The organism is Streptomyces sp. NPDC025793 (assembly GCF_055558375.1).
Map to the genome: position 1 here is coordinate 224578 of NZ_JBVHMR010000013.1, position 19180 is coordinate 243757.

The window sequence follows — 19180 nt, forward strand, 5'->3', positions numbered from 1 at the left end:
CGCACCCTTTCCCGCGTGGACTGCCCAGGTCAACACCGTTTCGCGGCCGGCCCGCGGGGCCTCACAGCTCGCGGCCCGCCAGATGGTCCAGCAGCGTGCGCAGCTCCCCGGCGGCCTTGGGGGCGAGGGGCACGTCCGCGAGGATCGCCCGCGCGGCGCCCGTGTGTCTCCGGGCCTGCGCCAGCGCCGCCGTACGGCCGCCCGCCGCCTCGATCAGCGCGGCGGCCTCCTCGGCCCGCTCCGGGCGGCCGAGCAGCTCGGGCAGCCCGCGGGCCACGGGGGAGGCGAGCGCCGCCAGCACCGGGTACGTCATCTTGCGCTCGCGCAGGTCACCGCCCGCGGGCTTGCCGGTGACGGCCGGATCGCCCCAGATTCCCAGGACGTCGTCGACCAGTTGGAAGGCGACGCCGAGCTGCCGTCCGGCTTGTTCCAGCGCGCCGACCGAGGCCTCGGGTGCCCCGCCGAGCGCGGCGCCCAGCGCGACGGCGCAGCCCAGCAGCGCGCCCGTCTTGCCCTCAGCCATCGCCCGGTACTCCTCGGGGGTCACCCGCTCCGGGCCGGTCGGGGGCCGGGTCGCGAACAGCAGGTCGTCCGCCTGCCCGCGGACCAGATCGGCGAGGGCCGCCGACAGCAGCCGCACCGCGCCCGGACCCTGGGGAGCGCGTGCCAGGGTCTCCACGGCGAGGGCGAACAGGGCGTCCCCGGCCAGCACCGCCGGTCCCGTGCCGTACGCCTTCCACACTGCCGGGCGGCGGCGCCGGGTCCCGTCGCCGTCCATGATGTCGTCGTGCAGCAGCGAGAAGGCGTGGACCAGCTCGACCGCGACCGCCGCCGGGACACCGGCCCGGCCGTCGGCGCCGGCCGCCTCGGCGCCGAGCACCGCGAGCGCCTGCCGTACGCCCTTGCCGCCGGACGCGGCCGCGGGTGCCCCGCCGACCTCGCACCAGCCGAAGGAGTACGCGGCCATCTCGGCCACCCACGGATGCAGCCCGGCCACCGCCTCCTGGAGCGCGGGGAGGACCAACTCCCGGCAGCGGACGAGGACTTCGGGAGCGGAGGGCGGTGCCTGCACCGCCACGGGCCACGCGCTCACCGTACGGCCGCCGCGTCGAGGCGGAACTCCTGCTGCGCCCGGGCCACCATCTCCCGCGCGTGCTTGAGTCCGCTGCGCTCCAACGTCCGGGCCAGGTCGGCGAGTTCGGCCGCCGTCTCGGCGTGGTCCCGGCCGAGCCGGGCCAGCGACTTGGCCAGGCCCAGCCGGGCCAGCGCCTCGCCGCGGGGTTCGCTCATCGCGCGGAACTCCTCCAGCGCCAGCTCGTACAGGTCCCGGGCCTCGGTGTAACGACCGGCGCGGTACAGGACGTTGCCGCGCATCTTGTGGTTGTAGGCGAGCGCGGAGGACAGGTTCATCGCCCGGCACCCGGCCTCCGCGCGGGACAGCAGCTCCAGTGCCCGCTCGGTGTCCTGGTCGCGGACCGAGAGGATGTCGGCCAGGCCGCGCAGCGCCCACGCGTGCCCGCGCCGGTCCTCGGCCCGCTCGGCTATCTCCGCCGCCTCCTCGAACAGCGCGTACGCCCGGTCGTGGTCGCCGGTGTTGCGGTGCATCTGCGCGATGCCCTCCAGCGCCCACACCGTGTGCCGGGCCTCCCCGCGCTTGCGGGCCTCGGCCAGCAGTTGTTCGTGCAGCCGGCCCACCGCGTCGTAGTCGCCCTGGATGCGGCCGGTCTCCGCGAGGCCCGCCAGCGAGTAGCCACGGACCACGATGTCCCCGCCGCGCTCGCCGAGTTCGGCCGCGAGCCCGAGCAGCCGCCAGGCGAGCGGGAACGCCCCGCGCTGGCGCGCGAGGGTGCCGCCGCTCCACAGCGCCCAGGCCATCGCGCCGGTGTCGCCGGCCTCGCGTGCGGCGCGGTAGCTCGCCTTCCAGGTCCGGTCGGCGTCCTCGATCCGGCCGAGCCGTCGCTGTGCCTCGGCGACGGCCAGCCCGCAGCGGGCCGCCTCGGCGGGCTGCCCGGACCGCTCGGCCGCGCGCAGCCGCTCGGTGCCCTCGGCCAGCACGTCGACCAGCGAGGAGTTCACGGAAAGGGAGGTCAGGGCGCCCTGGTACTCCGGGGCGAAAGCCTTGCCGTACATACGCACCTTTCTACACACGGCGTGTATACACTCCGTGTATAACCCCCGGGTATACATCCCGTGCATAGGGGTTGGGAAGAGAGCCCCGGCCCGGAGGCCGGGGCGCCATCGGTCTGTTGTCGATCAAGACGCGGGTACGGCGGCGGGGGTTGCCCGTGCGACGCGGATCACGTTGTGAAGGTTCAGTGTTGCTGTGTCTTCTGCGGGGTCGCCTCGCTCGGCCGCACCACGACGAAGCCCTCGCCCCGGAGCATCAGCTGCACGGCTTCGCCCGAACCGCCGCGGAGCATCGAGCCGATGGACTGGGAGCGGTGCAGCGAGGTCTCCAGGTGGGCGGTCCAGCCGACCACCGCGTCCGTGTCGACGAACACCGGGGACTGCGCGGAAACCGGGATGACCAGCGGATTGCCCTCGCAGACAAGCCCGAGCCGGCCCTGCCCGGCGAACACGCTGTTGAACAGCCCGCCGCCGGCGATGCCGGACCCCTTCACCGTCTTGATCTCGTACGACAGCGAGGGGTCGAAGCACAGCACGTTGCGCCCGTTGACGGTGAACCGGTCGCCCGGCTCGATCTCGACGATGAAGCAGTTCTGCGCCTCGTGCGCGAACCAGGCCTCGCCCTGCCCGCGCACCGCCATGAGCGGCAGCCCCTCACCGGTGACCGCGCGCTTCAGCATGCCGCCCACGCCCTGGCCCTTGCGCTCGAACCTCAGGTCGCCCCGGTAGGCGACCATCGCGCCCTGGCGGGCGTACATCTCGCCGTTCACCGTGTACCGGACGCACTTGGCGTTCTCGACGGACATGCCCGGCTGCGCGGCGGGCTGCACCACGCGCTCACTGGAAAAGAGGTCACCCTTCATGCCGGGCATCGTGTCCCGGAAGCCATCATTCCGCCAAGATGACGGAAAGTGCCCGGTCAGCCACCGAACAACTGGGCCCAGTAGGTACCCGCCCGCCCGCCGCCCGCGAATCCGATGCCCAGGTGAGCGAAGTCCCGCTTGAGGATGTTGGCGCGATGCCCGGGGCTGTTCATCCACCCCTCCACGACCTCGGCGGGCGAGCGCTGGCCGCAGGCGATGTTCTCGCCGATCGTGCGCAGCCGGGAGCCCGCGGCGGCGGCCCGGTCCCAGGGGCGGGTGCCGTCGGGACAGACGTGGTCGTAGAAGTCGCGGGCGATCATGTCCGCGCAGTGCGCCTGCGCGGCCGCCGTGAGCAGCGGATCGACGGCCAGCGGCGGCAACCCGGCCCGGCCCCGCTCGGCATTGGTGAGCGCGAGCACCTCGGCCGCCGTACGGGACAGCGCGTCCGGCGTCAGCGGAGCGGCCCAGAGCGCCGTCCAGTACCGGTCGCCGGCATCGGTGTGGGCGAGGGCGGCATGCCGGAACCGGGGATCGAGGAGCGTCCGCCGAGCCTGCTCGGACCCCAGGCAGTACTCCACGAACTCCGTCGGTGAACGCGGCCCGGAGACCAGGTGCTCGCCGACGCCGATGTACGCGTACCCGGCGCCGGTGATCCGCTGGTGCACGGACACCCCGTCCCGCCCCTCGGCCCCGAGCCGCCCGGCCTCCGCCATGGCCCGGGCGTGCGAGCGCGCGGCGGTGAGGAGCCGTGGATCGAGGGCCACGTGGGGCGAACCGGCCTGTGCGCGGGCCGAGTTGACCAACTGGAGGAAGCGGTCGTCGGCGGGGGAGACGGAGACCGCGGCGGGGCGGGGACCGGGCGAGCGCGGCGCGGGTACGGCCGCCTCGGTGCCGGTGCCGGTGCCGCCGTGCCCGCCGTCATCGGTGACGTCCACCCCGAAGTCCCGGGCGAGCCCGGCCAGCCCGTCCGTGTACCCCTGCCCGATCGCCCGCAGCTTCCAGCCGGTGCCGGCCCGCGGATACAACTCGGCGAGCAGTAGTACGGTCTCCGGTCCGGGGCGGGGCGGCGCGAACCGGGCCACCGTCCGCCCGGTGCCGTCGCTGACGTCGAGCCGTGGAGCGGGCAGGCGGCCGAGCGCCGTACCGGGTTCGGCCGCGCTGACGACGACGGTGACCCGGCACGCACCGCCGCGCAGCCGCCCCGGCTCGACGGTCAGGGTGTCACCGAGCAGCCGAACCCCAGGCGCCTGCGGCTGGTTGTAGAACACGAGGTCCGCGTCGGACCCGACCTTCCCGTCGGCACCGGTGACCAGCGCGGACACATCGAACGCACCGGCCACCCGAAGCCGGACCGGACCGTCGGGCAGGACCAGATTCCCGCCGGGAACCAACTCGGACGTCATGCCCGGGAGAACGCCGCGCGCCCACGAGGAGGTTCCCGCATCCCGGACGGGCCCCCAGCTCCTTCCCGCTTCTTACTCCTGCCTCCTACTTCTTCCTGCTCCTCTCGGTCGTCTTCGCGGTCTTCCCGCAGAACGCCGCATCCAGCACCGCCCCCATCGCCTCCTGCACCTTCCCGTTGTTCGACGTGTTGGCGACGGCCGCGAGACTGCGCGAGCCGTCCTTCGTGGCGAAGGCGTAGGTGTAGTACCCCTGCACGATCCCGGTGTGTCCGTACACGGACACGCCGCACGGCAGTGAGCGCCTGCGCAGCCCCAGCCCGTACGCCGTCGTGCTGTCGACCCGGCTGAACCTCTCCATCTCGCCGAGCCGTGCGGGGGACAGCAACGCGCCGCGCAGCAGGGCGGAGTAGAACGTGTCGAGGTCCCGCGTGGTGGAGATGATCGCGCCCGCGCTCTGCGCCCACGACACCGTCTGTTCGGTGGCGTCGACCAGCGGGGCGCCGGCCCGGCCGGGGGTGAGGTAGCCGCGGGCGTAGCGGCCCGGGATCGTGGTCCTCGGGTGGACGTAGAACGTGTCGCGCAGCTTGAGCGGCTTGAAGATGCGGTCCTCGTACGCCGTCCGCACGGAGTGCCCCGTGATCTTCTCGATGAGCATCCCGGCGACGACGAAGTTGGTGTTGGAGTACGCGTACGCGGCGCCGGGCGCGTTGGTGCGGGGCTTCTTCAGGGAGAGGGCGACCAGCTGGCGGTAGGTGAAGACCTTGTTCCGCACCGCCTCGAAGCCGGACTCGCTGTCCGCGAACATGTCGTTGGTGTAGTCGTACAGGCCGCTGCGGTGGCTCAGCAGATGGCGGACGGTGATCCGGTCGTCCGGCAGCAGCTTCGGCAGATAGCGGTTGACCGGCGCGTCGAGCGACAGCCGGTGTTCGTCGACGAGCTGGAGCAGGACCACGGCCGAGAAGGTCTTGGTGACGCTGCCGATGCGGAACCGGTCGTCGGCGCTCAGGGTCCGCCGGGTGCTCCGGTCGGCGAGGCCGCGCGTCAGGCCGTACGCCTTGCCGTGGTCGTCGATCCGCGCCATGGCGCCCGGCGCGCCCGCGTCCACCGCCGACCGCAGCGCCGCGGCCACGCCCGCGGTGTCGGGCGCCGGGAGCGCCGCCGCTCGCGCCGGGGTGTCCGGCTCCGCCGTCGCGGCCCGCGCCGGAACCGCGAGGAGCGAGAGCGCGACCACACCGAGGACCGCGCCCCGCCCCACCGTTGCTGAGACCATCCGGCACCCACTTCCCTCCGTACGACATGTGATGCGACATCGATCACATTCCGGCCCTGGAACCTAGGGGATTGGGGAGCCGTCTCCACAGCCGACACACAGTTGGTCATCTTGTGATCACTCTGTGGCGCATGTTCGTAAAGGATTGTCATGGAATATAGAGAAATCGATCATTCCGTCTTTACGTGCACATGACTGATCCGTAAGGGTTACCCCTCGGGGCCGGTCCGGCCCCCGTGGCGCCGAACCGTGCCACGCCGCAAGGCGGTTGGCGATCCCGGCCGCCTTCGAACGAAGGAACCCTGATCAGTGCGTAGACCGCACATACGCAGCGTCGCCGTCGCCATCGCGGTGACGACCGCTGCCACGGGCCTGGCCGGTACGGCTTTCGCGGGCCCCGACACGGGGGTGGAGCGGTCCGCCGCGTCCGCCGGCACGAACACCTCGGCGGCGGTGGTGAAGGCGGCGCAGACCGCGGCCTTCGCCCACGCCATTGCGACCGGCGTCGCGCAGGGCGACGAACTGCACGCCCAGGACGTGATGATCGACCCCGAGGGCGCGCGGCACGTCCGCTTCGAGCGCACCCACAACGGCATGCCGGTGCTCGGCGGCGACCTCGTCGTCCACCTCGACGCCAAGCTGGCCTACACGGGCGTGACCCGCGCGGCCGCCCACGCCGTCACGCCGGCGACCACCCGGGCCGAGCTGACCGCGGAGCAGGCCGCCGCCAAGGCCGCCCAGGCCGCCCACGGCGACGCGGGCAGCGCCCAGCTCGTGGTCGACGCCCGCGCCGGCGCCTCCGCCCTCGCCTACCAGGTGACGGTGACCGACCAGCAGGGCACCAACACGGTCGTCGTCGACGCCGTCACCGGCAAGGTGCGCAGCAACACCCCCGACAGCGACGAGTTCCTGTCCCCGAAGCTGCTCGCCGACCTGCGCAAGCAAGGCCAGACGCTGGACCCGGCCACCGGCACCGCCGCCGCGTCCGACTCCGCCCTGGCCGCCTCCGGCGTCGCCCCCTACCCCACGGCGGGCAAGGGCACCGGCAAGACCCTCTTCGTGGGCAGCGTCGGCCTGACCACCACGGCCACCTCCAAGGGTCACTACCTGCTCAAGGATCCGACCCGGTACGGCACCGAGACGCGCGACGCCAAGGGCTCGACCACCGAGAAGTTCAGCGCGGGCGCGCCGTTCACCAGCACCACCGACGTGTGGGGCAACGGTACGACGAGCAACCGGGCCAGCGCCGCCGCGGACGCCCAGTACGGCATCACGAAGACGCTGGACTTCTACCGGTCCACCTTCGGCCGCAAGGGCATAGCCGACAACAGCAAGGCCGCCCAGGGCATGGTCCACTGGGGCAGCAAGGTCGCCAACGCCTTCTGGGACCCGACCTGCAACTGCATGCTGTACGGCGACGGCGACGGCAAGACCTTCAAGAAGCCGCTCGTCGTCCTCGACGTCACCGGCCACGAGCTGACCCACGGCGTCGTCGACGCGACCGCCAAGCTGGAGCCGACCTACGTCGACTCCGACGGCAACCAGTACGGCGAGCCCGGCGCGCTGAACGAGTCCCTCGCGGACATCTTCGGCTCGAACGTCGAGTTCTACGCCAACAACAAGAACGACACGCCGGACTACCTCATCGGCGAGAAGCTGGGCCTCGCGCAGAAGTTCCTGCGCCGCCTGGACCACCCCTCGCTCGACAAGCTCGAGGGCACGATCGACTCCTGGTCGCCGGACACCTACTACACCGAGGTGCACGCCGGCTCCGGTGTCTCCTCGCACGCCTACTACCTCCTCGCCGAGGGCAGCGGCAAGAAGACGATCAACGGTGTCGCCTACGACTCGCCGACCTCCAACCACTCCACGGTCAAGGGCATCGGCCGCGCCAAGGCCACCGCCATCTTCTACCGTGCGCTGACCCGCTACATGGTCTCCACGACCGACTTCCACAGCGCGCGCGTCGCGACGCTGAAGGCGGCCAAGGACCTGTACGGCGCGAACAGCACCGAGTACAAGACGGTGGACAAGGCGTGGGCCGCGGTCAACGTCACCGCCGCCAACACCCCGGCCGCCCGTCACTGACGCGGCCGAAGTGCCTACGGATGCCCCGCCTCGTGCGGGGCATCCGCAGGTCCGGGCCGCGCGGCTGCCGGCAGTCGCCCGCGACTGCCCCAACTGCCTCCGTAACAGCCCCTGTTTCTTTTATTGACAGCGGAAAATAACGGCCCTAGGTTCCCGGCCATGCGCTCGACCCCGCACGCCGAGACGTTCCCCGCCCACACGCCGGCCGCCGCACAGGTCTTCACGGCGGTGCTGTCCCACGGCCCGCTGACCCGGCTGGAGGCGGGCCGCCGGGCCGGGCTGTCCGCGGCCGCCGTCACCAAGGCCGTACGCCCCCTGCTGGCCGCCGGATACCTCGCCGAAGACGCCGACGGCGAGGCCCGGCCCACCCCCGGCCGCCCCGCGACCCTGGTCCGGGTCAACGGCGAACGGGCCCTGTTCCTCGGGGTGAAGGTCACCGGCGGCGAGCTGATCGCGGTCCTCACGGACCTGTGCTGCCGCATCCGCGTCGCCCGCCGCCGCCCCCTGCCCGACCGGGCGCCCGGATCCGTGCTGACCTCGATCGCGGACCTCGTCCAGGAACTCCTCGCGCACGCGGCCGAGTCGGACGCGCCGGTGGCCGGGCTCGGCATCGCCGTCTCCGGCGACGTCGACCGGGCCGAGGGCGTCGTACGCTACTCGCCGTTCCTGGACTGGCGGGACGTGCCGCTCGCTGAACTCGCCGCGACCACCACCGGACTGCCGGTCACCGTCGACCACGACGTGCGCGCGCTCACCGTCGCCGAGCAGTGGTTCGGCGCCGGCGCCGGGCTCGCGGACTTCGCCCTCGTGACCGTCGGCGCCGGCATCGGCTGCGGGCTCGTCGTGCACGGGCGGGTGGTCGCCGGCGCCCATGGCGTGGCCGGGGAGATCGGCCACGTCGTCGTGGACCCGGCCGGACCCGAGTGCCACTGCGGAAACCGCGGCTGTGTCGAGGCGATCGCGGGCGAGTCCGCGATCGTCGCCCGCATGCGTGAGGTGACGGACCGTCATATCGCTGGCAGCGCACAGGCGGTCGCGCTCGCGCACGAAGGCGTGCCCGGTGCCAGGGAGGTGTACGAGCGCGCCGGGGACGCCATCGGCCGGGGCATCGCCACCGTGGCCAACCTGCTCGGCCCCGAGCGCGTGATCATCTCCGGCGAGGGGCTCGCCGCCTACGACCTCTTCGCGGACCAGATCCGCCGGGCGTTCACCACGGCCGCCTTCGGCTCCGCCGCCCGGTGCGACGTCCTGACCCGCCCGCTGCCCTTCGAGGAGTGGGCGCGCGGCGCCGCGGCCGCCGCGATCCAGTCCTTCATCACGCAGACCCCCGGCACCGGAAGGGGCTGAACCGCCCCGACCCGAACCCACCCTGGAGGTACGGCCCATGCGGTCACCCTCGTACTCCGTCCTGCCCGCCCGCGGGCTCAGAGCCGCCGTCGTCCTGGCCCTCACCGCGGGCCTCGCGACCGCCGTCCCGGCCACCGCGCACGCGGCGCCCGAGCCGGTCACGGCGGCCAAGCCCTATATGGGCTGGTCCAGTTGGAGCATGCAGTCCTCCAAGTACCCCGGCCTCAACCCGTACGGCGACTACAGCTACCTCACCGAGGCCAACGTCCTGAAGCAGGCCGGCGCCCTGGCCGGCAAGCTGAAGCCGTACGGCTACGAGTACGTCGACATCGACTCAGGCTGGTGGCGGGACGACAGCTGGAAGCCCGAGTACGACGGCTACGCACGCCAGCGGGCCGACCCGGTCCGCTTCCCGCACGGCATGAAGACCGTCGCCGACCGCATCCACGCGCTCGGCCTGAAAGCCGGGATCTATCTGCCCGTCGGCCTGGAGAAGGAGGCCTACGGCGACGGCAAGGTGCCCGTCTGGCACGCCGACGGCTGCACCACCGCCGACGTCGTCTACGACGACCTGCGCACGACCAACGGCTGGGACAGCGCCTACAAACTCGACCTGGCCAAGCCCTGCGCCCAGAAGTACATAGACTCACAAGCCCAGTTGCTGACCTCCTGGGGCTACGACTTCCTCAAGCTCGACGGCGTCGGCCCCGGCTCCTTCAAGAGCGGGGACAACTACGACAACGTCGCCGACGTGGCCGCCTGGCAGCAGGCCTTGGCCGCCACCGGCCGCCCCGTCCATCTGGAGCTCTCCTGGTCCCTGGACATCGGCCACGCCGCCGACTGGAAGAAGTACTCCAACGGCTGGCGCATCGACACCGATGTCGAGTGCTACTGCAACACCCTCGTCACCTGGGAGAACTCCGTCGACGACCGCTTCGACGACGCCCCCGGCTGGACGCGGCACGCGGGCCCCGGCGGCTGGAACGACCTCGACTCCCTCGACGTCGGCAACGGCGCCATGGACGGCCTGACCAAGGCCGAGCGGCAGAGCTACGCCACGCTGTGGGCCATCGCCAAGTCCCCCCTCTACACCGGCGACGACCTCACCAAGCTGGACGACTACGGCGTCAAGCTCCTCACCAACCGCGAGGTCATCGCCGTCGACCAGGGCGACACCCCGCCCGCCCGGCCGGTCACGCCCTCCGACCCGCAGCAGGTCTGGTCCGCGAAGAACCCCGACGGCACCTACACCGTCGCCCTGTTCAACCTCGCCGACCGCCCCGCCGCCGTCACCGCCGACTTCTCGGCCCTCGGCTTCACCGGCAGGGCGGCCGTACGGGACCTGTGGAACCACGAGAACCTGGGCTCGTACAAGAACAGGATCACCGAGGCGCTGCCCGCCCATGGCTCCCGCCTGTTCACCGTCACCGCGCACGGCGGCGCGGTGAGGACCACCGGGCGCGAGGCCGAGTCCGCCGCCAACACCCTGACCGGCAACGCCTCCGTCGCCGACTGCTCCGCCTGCTCCGGCGGCAAGAAGGTCGGCAACCTCTACCTCGGCGGCGCCCTCCGCTTCAACGACATCGTCGTGGACCGACCCGGCACGTATCTCGTCAAGGTCGCGTACGTCAGCGGGGACGCCCGGTCGGTCAACATCTCGGCCAACTCCGGTGCCGCGGTGTCCCATCGCTTCCCCTCGACCGGCGACTGGAGCACCGTCGAGACCGTGAGCGTCCCCCTCACCCTCAAAGCAGGCGCCAACACCGTGACGTTCGACAGCGGTTCGGACTACGCACCGGACATCGACCGCATCGACGTCCCCGTATCCCCGCGCCAGTGAGATCGGAGCCCGCCATGGACACCCCACCCAGCAGACGCGGCTTCCTCGCCCTCGCAGCCGCCACCGGAGCGCTCGTCACGCTGCCCGCCTTCACCGCCACCGCCGCGCCGCAGCGCCCTGCCGAGGGGCCTGTGCCGGATCCCCGGCACCAGCTCTGGTGGCAGGCGCCGGCCGACGAGACGTCGCTGATCACCCAGGGCCTGCCCGTCGGCAACGGCCGGCTCGGCGCACTCGCGACCAACGACCCCGGCCGGGAACTGCTGCTCGTCACCGACGCCACGATGTGGACCGGCGGCCGCAACGACACCCTCGACTCCGACGGCCAGTTCCCCTACGGCCGCGACGACTTCGGCTCCCTCACGCTCCTCGCCCGGCTCACCGTCGACCTGCCGGACCACGACCTGTCCGCCGTCTCCGGCTACCGCCGCACCCTCGACCTCGCCCAGGGCGTGGTGACGACGTCGTACGTCCGCGCCGGAGTCACCTACCGGCGGCAGCTGTTCGCCAGCCGCCCCGACGACGTCCTCGTCCTGCACTTCACCCAGAGCGGCGGCGGACAGTACACCGGCACCCTCACCCTCGACGGCACCCACGGAGAGACCGGGGGAGCGGCCGACTCCTTCGCCGGGGCGTTCCCCAACGGGCTGAAGTACGGCGCCGCCGTCGCCGCCCGCGGCAGCGGCGGCAGCGTCCGCGTCGACGGCTCCCGCATCGCCTTCTCCGGCTGCCGGGAGCTGACCGTGGTCCTCAGCGGCGGCACGAACTACGCGCCCGACCCCGCTTCCCACTACCGCGCCCCGTCCCTCGACCCCCTGACGCTGGCCCGCACCAAGGTGCGCGCCGCCGCCCGTCACTCCGCCGGCACCCTGCTGCGCACGCACACCGCCGACCACCGTGCCCTCTTCGACCGGTTCGGCCTCTTGCTCGGCACCTCGACCGCCGAGCAGCGCGCACTCGACACCTGGGAGCGGATCCGGGCCCGCGCCCGGGACGGCGAACCGGATCCCGAACTGGAGGCGGCCTACGTCCAGTTCGGCCGGTATCTGATGATCTCCGGCTCCCGGGGCAGCCTGCCGCTCGGCCTCCAGGGACTCTGGCTCGACGGCAACGACCCCGACTGGATGGGCGACTACCACACCGACATCAACCTCCAGATGAACTACTGGATGGCCGACCGGGCGGGCCTCGCCCCGTGCTTCGACGCCCTCACCGACTACTGTCTCGCCCAGCTCCCGTCCTGGACCGACCTCACCCGGCGCCTGTTCGACGATCCGCGCAACCGCTACCGCAACTCCAGCGGAAGAAGCGCCGGCTGGACTCTGGCCATCTCCACCAACCCCCATGGCGGGGGCGGCTGGTGGTGGCACCCGGCCGGGAACGCCTGGCTGGCCAACACCCTGTTCGAGCACTACGAGTTCACCGGCTCCCGCACCCATCTGGCGAAGATCTACCCGCTGTTGAAGGGCGCCTGCGAGTTCTGGGAGGCCCGGCTGCTCCCCACCACCCTGCCCGGCACCGGCCGGGAGGTCCTGATCGCCGACAGCGACTGGTCCCCGGAACAGGGACCGCTCGACGCCAAGGGCATCACCTACGCACAGGAACTGGTGTGGGCGCTGTTCGGCAACTACCGGCAAGCCGCCGCCCGGTTGGGACGCGACGCCGACTACGCGGCCACCATAGGCGGCCTGCGCGAGCGGCTGTACCTGCCGGTGGTGAGCCCGAAGACCGGGTGGCTGGAGGAGTGGATGTCCCCGGACAACCTCGGCGAGACCACGCACCGGCATCTGTCCCCGCTGATCGGCCTCTTCCCCGGCGACCGCATCCGGCCCGACGGCTCCACCCCCGCCGAGATCGTCGCCGGTGCCACCGCCCTGCTCACCGCGCGCGGCATGAACAGCTTCGGCTGGGCCAACGCCTGGCGGGCCCTGTGCTGGGCCCGGCTGAAGAACGCCGCGAACGCCTACCAACTCGTCGTCACCAACCTGCGCCCCTCCGAGAACGGCGGCAACGGCACCGCCCCCAACCTCTTCGACGTCTACGAGGTCTCCCAGGGCCGGGGCATCTTCCAGATCGACGCCAACTTCGGCACCGCGGCCGCCGTCGCCGAGATGCTGCTGTACTCCCGCCCGGGACACCTCGAACTGCTCCCCGCCCTGCCGGACGCCTGGGCGGCGGCCGGGTCGGTGACCGGGGCGGGGGCCCGCGGCGGGTTCGTCGTCGACCTCGCCTGGCGGGAGGGCAGACCCACCGAGGTGCGCATCCGCAGCGTCGGCGGGACGATGACCTCCGTGGGGTACGCAGGCACGTCCCGGACCGTCCGCGTACGGCCCGGCGAGTCCGTCACGCTCCGGGACCTCGCGCGATGAGCGGCAGGATCGGACGCGGCTGCCGCGTCGTCGCCGCCCTGCTCACGGCCGCCGTCTGCCAGTCCCTGCCCGCCCAGGCCGCCGCCCCGCTGCCCGCGTCCGTCACCCGCGCCACCGGAGTCGTCACCTGGGCCGCCAGCGCCGACCGCATGAGCGAGGGCGCGGCGGACGAGGGCTACCGGATGATCGTGCACACCAGCGTCGGCGGAAGCGGTCTGCGCGTCCGTGTGACCAACGCCTTCGGCGACCGCCCGCTGACCCTGGACAGCGTCTGGGCCGGTCGGCGCGACCACGGCGCCGCCCTGCGCCGCGGCAGCAACCGGCGGCTGACCTTCGGCGGCGCCCGCACGGTCACCGTGGCGCCCGGCGCCGTCGCCTGGAGCGATCCGCTGCCCGGCACGCTGCCGCCCGGCACGGACCTGGCCGTCAGCCTGCACACCCCGGACGCGGCCGGCCCCGCGACCGGCCACGGGATGGCGATGCAGACGTCGTACACAGGGCCGGGCAACCACACCGCCGAGGAGAGCGGCGCCAACTGGACACGGGTGACCGGCTCCTGGTGGTATCTCGACGCCGTGTCCGTACGGCCGTCCCGCGCCGCCGTACGGGCCGTCGCCGCGCTCGGCGACTCCATCACCGACGGCTGGCACTCCACCACCGACCGGAACCGCCGCTGGCCCGACTACCTCGCCCGGCGCCTGAACACCGCCCGCACCGACCTCAAGGGTGTCGCGAACGAGGGGATCTCCGGCAACCAGGTCCTCGCGGACGGAGCCGGCCAGAGCGCCCTGCACCGGCTGGACCGGGACGTGCTGTCCCTGCCGGGCGTGCGCACCGTGTTCCTCTTCGAGGGCGTGAACGACCTCAAGGCGCACACCGGTGTCACCGCGGCCCGGCTCATCGCCGGCTACCGGGAGATCGCCCGGCGGGCGCACGCGGCCGGGAAGTGCGTCGTCGCCGCCACCGTAGGCCCGTTCAAGGGCTGGCCCGAATGGGACGCGGCCGCCGAGACCGTGCGCCAGGAGGTCAACCGGTACCTGCGCACCACCCGTGACGTCGACGCCCTCAGCGACTTCGACCGGGTGCTGCGCAGCCCCTACGACCCGGAACGGATCCTGCCGTTCTTCGACGGCGGCGACCATCTCCACCCCAACGACAAGGGGATGCAGGCCATGGCCGACGCCGTCGACCTGGGCCGCCTGAACTGCGCCCGCTGAACCCGCCGGGCCCGCCGGCCGTTCAGCGCAGTGTCTCGGCCCAGTTCGCCGGTACCCGTCCCGCCGGGCCGGGTACCGGCTGGTCGGCGGGGTGGCTGGCCGGCGGGGCGAGTTCGGGGCCCGAGACGTACAACTCGTCCTTGGCGTAGTCCCAGAACCACTCCTCGCCCGGCTCGAAGCTCCGGATCACCGGGTGTCCCGTGGCGTGGTAGTGGGCGGTGGCGTGTTTCTCGGGGGAGTCGTCGCAGCAGCCGATGTGCCCGCACTGCGCGCACCGGCGCAGATGGAACCACCAGCCGCCGGCCTTCTCGCACTCCACGCACCCGGCGCCGCTGGGCGGGACGGCCGGGTCGATCGCCTCGGTTCCGTCGGTCGCGCTCATACCGTCTCCTCCTCGTCAGGTGTCTCGGCGGTCAGCGGCAGCAGCACCTGGAACCGGGTGTCGCCGGGCACCGACTCGACGCGCAGCGTGCCGTGGTGCTTGTTGACGACGATCCGCCAGGAGATGTCCAGACCCAGCCCGGTGCCCTCGCCGACCGGTTTCGTGGTGAAGAACGGGTCGAAGATCCGGTCCTTGTTCTCCGGCGGCACGCCCGGCCCGGTGTCCCGGAACTCCACCAGCAGCCGCTCGTGGTCGAGCGCCGTGCGCACGGTCAACGTGCCCGTGCCGCCGGCGCTGTTGACGGCGGAGACCGCGTTGTCGATCAGGTTGGTCCACACCTGGTTGAGCTCCGCCGGATAGGCGGGCACCGGCGGCAGCGTACGGTCGTACTCCTTGACGACCTCGATGCCCGCGCCGATCTTGCCGGAGAGCATCAGCAGGGTGCTGTCGAGGAGTTCGTGCACGTCGACCACCCGGTACGGTGCCCGGTCCAGCTGGGAGTACTGCTTGGCGGCGTCCACGAGATGCGAGATCCGGGTGGTGGAGTCCTCGATTTCGTTCATCAACAGTTCGGTCTCGATGGTGTAGTTGAGCCAGCCGACCGCCCCGGGCAGGATCTCCGTGTCCACGGCCGCCGCGACCTGCTCCAGCCAGTCGACGTCGAGCCCGGCCTGCACGAAGACCGGCGCCAGCTGCCAGCCGTTGCCGATGCCGTGGTCGTCCAGCCAGTCGGTCAGCAGGTCCTCGCGGTCGGCGGCCTCCATCGGGCTGAGCACCGGGGCCTTGGCGACCCGCTCGGCGGTGCGCTCCTGGACCTCGATGAGGCTCGCCAACGCCTCGCGGGAGAAGGGGCCTTCGGCGATCACGGCCAGCTTGTGCCGCATCTTCGCGACCCGCTCGCGCAGCGTGGCCGTGGCCCGCACGGCCGCCGCCGCGGGGTTGTTCAGCTCGTGCGTGAGCCCCGCCGACAGCGAGCCGAGCGCCAGCAGCCGCTCCCGCTGCCCGATCGCCGCCTGGGCGCTCTTCGACCCGAAGAACAGCCCCTCCAGCAGATGCACGGCCATCGGGAACCAGTCGTTCATGACCTCCGCGAAGACGTCCGCCGGCAGCACGAAGAAGCGGGTCGGCACCGTCACCCGCATCGAGTTGTTGTAGACCTGCCGCACCCGGTCGCCGATGTAGGCCTGCATCGCGCCCGCGTACACCCCGGACTGGGAGGTGCGGGTGACCTCCACGTCGTCGCCGCCGACCCGGCGGGACAGCACCACCGTGCCCTCGATCATCACGAAGAAGCAGGTGGCGGCGTCGCCCTCGGTGTACACCGGGCCGGGTTCGAACAGCTCCACCCGCCCGTCGCTGCACAGCCGCCCGAGCTGCTCGGGGCTCAGCTTCTCGAAGAGGAACAGCGAGCTGATCTCCTTCGGGCTGCACGGCATGATCCGACCGCTCATGACCTCTCCAGACCGCTCATGACTGCTTCAGACCGTTCATGACTGTTCGAGATAGCGATGGACGAGCATCACGGCCATGGCTCCCTCGCCGACGGCGGACGCGACGCGCTTCGCGGACTCGGCGCGCGCGTCACCCGCCACGAAGACACCGGGCACGCTGGTCTCCAGGTGGTACGGCGGCCGGTCCAGCTCCCAGCCGGCCGGCGGACGCCCGTCGGGGCTCAGGTCGGGCCCGGCCAGGATGAACCCGCGCTCGTCGCGCAGCACGGAGTCGCCCAGCCAGTCCGTCAGCGGGGCGGCACCGATGAACACGAACAACCACTGCGCGTCGACCCGTTCGCTCTCCCCGGTCCCCGTGTCCCGCAGCGTCACCTGCTCCAGGTGGTCCGCGCCGTGCGCCGCGTCCACGACCGTGTGCGGGCGCACCGAGATGTTCGGCGCCTCGTTGATCTGCTGGATCAGGTAGTACGACATCGACGCCGACAGATCCGGGCCGCGCACCAGCAGCGTCACCGACTTCGCGCGCCGGGACAGGTACATTGCCGCCTGGCCCGCCGAATTGGCGCCGCCGACGATGTAGATGTCCTGCCCCTGGCAGGCCGCCGCCTCGGTCAGCGCCGAGCCGTAGAAGACCCCGCAGCCGGTCAGATCGGTGCAGCCGGCGGCGTCCAGCTGCCGGTACTGCACCCCGGTCGCAAGGATCACGCTGTGCGCCGCGATCGCCGTGCCGTCCGCGAACCGGACGATGCGGGCGGCGCCGTTGACCTCCAGTCCGGTCACCTCCCGCGCGGTCAGGATCTCGGCGCCGAACCGGGCCGCCTGCCGCCGCGCGCGCTCGGTGAGCTGGGCGCCGGAGACCCCGTCGGGGAAGCCCAGGTAGTTCTCGATCCGCGAGCTCTGCCCGGCCTGTCCGCCGGTCGCCGACCGCTCCACCAGCACGGTCCGAAGCCCCTCGGAGGCGCCGTACACGGCGGCGCCGAGCCCGGCGGGCCCGCCGCCGATCACGACGAGGTCGTAGAAGTCGGCCGTGGGCGTCGTCGCCAGGCCCACCTTCGCCGCCAGCTCGGGGGCCTCCGGCTCGACCAGGGCGGTGCCGTCCGGGGTGATCACCAGCGGCAGCCGCTGCCCGTCCTGACCGGCCGCGGCCAGCAGCCGGTGCCCCTCCGGCTCGTCCACCGAGTACCAGCGGTACGGCACCTGGTTGCGGGCCAGGAACTCGCGCACGTCCGACGACCGGGCCGACCAGCGGTGCCCGACCACCTTGGTGCTGGGCACAGGCCGGTAGTCGCTGCACCGCCAGGCCTGCAGCAGGTCGTCGAGCACCGGATAGAGCTTCTCCTCCGGCGGATCCCACGGCTTGAGCAGATAGTGGTCGAGATCGACCACGTTGATCGCGTCGATCGCCGCGTTGGTGTCCGCGTACGCGGTCAGCAGCACCCGCCGCGCCCCCGGATACACGTCGAGCGCCAGCTCCAGGAACTCGATGCCGTTCATCTGCGGCATGCGGTAGTCGGCCAGGATCACCGCCACCAGGTCGCCGCGCAGTTTCAGCTCACGCAGCGCCTCCAGCGCGGACTGGCCGGATTCCGCCCGTACGATCCGGTACGACTCGCCGTAGCGCCGCCGCAGATCGCGGGCGACGGCACGGGACACGCCCGGGTCGTCGTCCACGGTCAGGATGACGGTCCGCGCTGTCTCGGCGGCCTGTGTCATGCCTCTCCCACCCCGAGCTTCGGTTCCCGCGGCCCGGCGTCCGGGGAGCGCCGCACCGGTTCCCAGCCATCGTATGTTCGATCGCCCCGGTTCGCCCCGGGATACCGAGGAAACGGCCCGGCCGAGCGCCTCGGCCCACCGGCGCCCGAGCGACACCGGGACGGCACCCGTGTTTCCGCGCCCGTGGCGCGGCCGCGAGATGATCGTCCCCGCGGGACGCGCCGCGACGACGAGGAGGCCCACGCATGACACGCCCGATCACGGCAGGAGTGGACGGTTCCGAGGAGAGCCTGGCCGCACTGGACTGGGCCGCCCGCGAGGCGGTACGGCGAGGGCTGCCGCTGCGGGTGGTACACGCGTGGCGCTACACCGAGCGGCTCGCCACGGCCGACCGGAGCACCCAGCACGGGTGGGTGTCGGAGGGCGTGACACAGGCCGTGCGGGGCGTCGCCGAACGGCATCGGGGCCTCGACCCGGCCGTCGACGTCGTCGAGGGCGACCCCGTGCACGCGCTGGCCCGGGCGGCGTCGGAGGCCGAGATGCTGGTGGTGGGCTCGCGGGGGCACGGCCCGGTCGTCGGGTTCCTGCTCGGCTCCGTCGGCCGGCAGGTGATCGCCGAGGCGAGCAGGCCGGTCGTGCTCGTGCGCGCCGGGGACGAGCCGGCCGCCGAGGCCGCCGGGCGGGACGTCGTGGTCGGGCAGCAGGGCGACGGCGACGACAGCGCGGCCGCGCTGCGGTTCGCGTTCGAGACGGCGGCGGCGCGCCGTGCGACCGTCCGGGCCGTGCGGGCGTGGACGCTGCCGCCGGTCTTCGCCTACAGCCCCGGCTCGCTCAAGCTGCTGGACGACGCCGGCGGCCTCGAACCGTACGAGAAGGAGGCCCTGAGCGAGGCGCTGAAGCCCTGGCGGGAGCGGTTCCCCGGGGTGCCGGTGGCCGAGCAGGTCGAGATGGGGAGCGCGGGCCAGGTGCTGCTGGAGGCGGCCGGCCGGGCCCAGCTGATGGTCGTCGGCCGGCGCGCGCACCGTACGGCCGTGGGCGCCCGGATCGGGTCGGTCGCGCACGGGGTGCTGCACCACGCCGGGTGCCCGGTCGCCGTAGTCCCGCACGACTGAG

At 72.6% G+C, this 19180-nt stretch carries 14 protein-coding genes; 6 read left to right on the forward strand and 8 right to left on the reverse strand.

The genetic code is table 11. The features are described 5' to 3' along the window. Positions 1-61: 61 nt before the first annotated feature. The 5 genes from ACZ4MF_RS25085 to ACZ4MF_RS25105 form a co-directional block, all read right to left on the reverse strand. A complete protein-coding gene (locus tag ACZ4MF_RS25085; protein WP_467494161.1) occupies positions 62-1078 on the reverse strand; it encodes a polyprenyl synthetase family protein in 1017 nt (338 codons plus the stop codon). An 11-nt stretch (positions 1079-1089) separates the two neighbouring features. Continuing rightward, a complete protein-coding gene (locus ACZ4MF_RS25090; RefSeq protein WP_467494162.1) occupies positions 1090-2130 on the reverse strand; it encodes a tetratricopeptide repeat protein in 1041 nt (346 codons plus the stop codon). A gap of 182 nt (positions 2131-2312) precedes the next feature. Beyond that, positions 2313-2990, reverse strand: coding sequence for an AIM24 family protein (locus tag ACZ4MF_RS25095; protein ID WP_467494163.1), 678 nt, complete (start codon positions 2988-2990; stop codon positions 2313-2315). A 56-nt stretch (positions 2991-3046) separates the two neighbouring features. Continuing rightward, the gene (locus ACZ4MF_RS25100; RefSeq protein WP_467494164.1) at positions 3047-4393 is read right to left on the reverse strand and encodes a CAP domain-containing protein; all 1347 of its coding nucleotides are present in this window, start codon (positions 4391-4393) and stop codon (positions 3047-3049) included. 85 nt (positions 4394-4478) lie between these two features. Then, positions 4479-5663 carry a serine hydrolase domain-containing protein gene (locus tag ACZ4MF_RS25105; protein WP_467494165.1) on the reverse strand — a complete coding sequence of 395 codons (1185 nt, stop codon included), beginning with the start codon at positions 5661-5663 and terminating at the stop codon, positions 4479-4481. Positions 5664-5972: 309 nt separating this feature from the next. Between ACZ4MF_RS25105 and ACZ4MF_RS25110 the strand changes: the two genes are divergently transcribed. The 5 genes from ACZ4MF_RS25110 to ACZ4MF_RS25130 all read left to right on the forward strand — a co-directional run bounded on the left by ACZ4MF_RS25110 (position 5973) and on the right by ACZ4MF_RS25130 (position 14521). Beyond that, positions 5973-7751, forward strand: coding sequence for a M4 family metallopeptidase (locus ACZ4MF_RS25110; RefSeq protein WP_467494166.1), 1779 nt, complete (start codon positions 5973-5975; stop codon positions 7749-7751). A 159-nt stretch (positions 7752-7910) separates the two neighbouring features. Continuing rightward, positions 7911-9098 (forward strand): ROK family protein, encoded by a 1188-nt coding sequence (locus tag ACZ4MF_RS25115; RefSeq protein WP_467494167.1) that lies wholly within the window; start codon positions 7911-7913, stop codon positions 9096-9098. Positions 9099-9135: 37 nt separating this feature from the next. Continuing rightward, on the forward strand, positions 9136-10938 hold the full coding sequence (locus tag ACZ4MF_RS25120) for an alpha-galactosidase D (RefSeq protein WP_467494168.1): 1803 nt from the start codon (positions 9136-9138) through the stop codon (positions 10936-10938). A gap of 14 nt (positions 10939-10952) precedes the next feature. Next, a complete protein-coding gene (locus ACZ4MF_RS25125; RefSeq protein ID WP_467494169.1) occupies positions 10953-13304 on the forward strand; it encodes a glycosyl hydrolase family 95 catalytic domain-containing protein in 2352 nt (783 codons plus the stop codon). Beyond that, positions 13301-14521, forward strand: coding sequence for an SGNH/GDSL hydrolase family protein (locus tag ACZ4MF_RS25130; RefSeq protein WP_467494170.1), 1221 nt, complete (start codon positions 13301-13303; stop codon positions 14519-14521). The genes ACZ4MF_RS25125 and ACZ4MF_RS25130 overlap by 4 nt, the downstream gene beginning before the upstream one ends. 22 nt (positions 14522-14543) lie before the next feature. Here the strand turns inward: ACZ4MF_RS25130 and ACZ4MF_RS25135 are convergent, their stop codons facing one another. The 3 genes from ACZ4MF_RS25135 to ACZ4MF_RS25145 are packed head-to-tail and all read right to left on the reverse strand — an operon-like array spanning position 14544 to position 18067. Next, on the reverse strand, positions 14544-14903 hold the full coding sequence (locus tag ACZ4MF_RS25135; protein ID WP_467494171.1) for a UBP-type zinc finger domain-containing protein: 360 nt from the start codon (positions 14901-14903) through the stop codon (positions 14544-14546). Continuing rightward, a complete protein-coding gene (locus tag ACZ4MF_RS25140) occupies positions 14900-16354 on the reverse strand; it encodes an ATP-binding protein (RefSeq protein WP_467494172.1) in 1455 nt (484 codons plus the stop codon). Before ACZ4MF_RS25140 ends, ACZ4MF_RS25135 begins: the two co-directional genes overlap by 4 nt. Positions 16355-16390: 36 nt before the next feature. Next, the gene (locus ACZ4MF_RS25145) at positions 16391-18067 is read right to left on the reverse strand and encodes an NAD(P)/FAD-dependent oxidoreductase (protein ID WP_467494173.1); all 1677 of its coding nucleotides are present in this window, start codon (positions 18065-18067) and stop codon (positions 16391-16393) included. Positions 18068-18312: 245 nt separating this feature from the next. Here ACZ4MF_RS25145 and ACZ4MF_RS25150 point away from each other — a divergent pair, with 245 nt between their 5' ends. After that, complete coding sequence (locus ACZ4MF_RS25150) at positions 18313-19179, forward strand: universal stress protein (RefSeq protein ID WP_467494174.1); 867 nt, start codon at positions 18313-18315, stop codon at positions 19177-19179. Position 19180 lies beyond the last annotated feature (1 nt).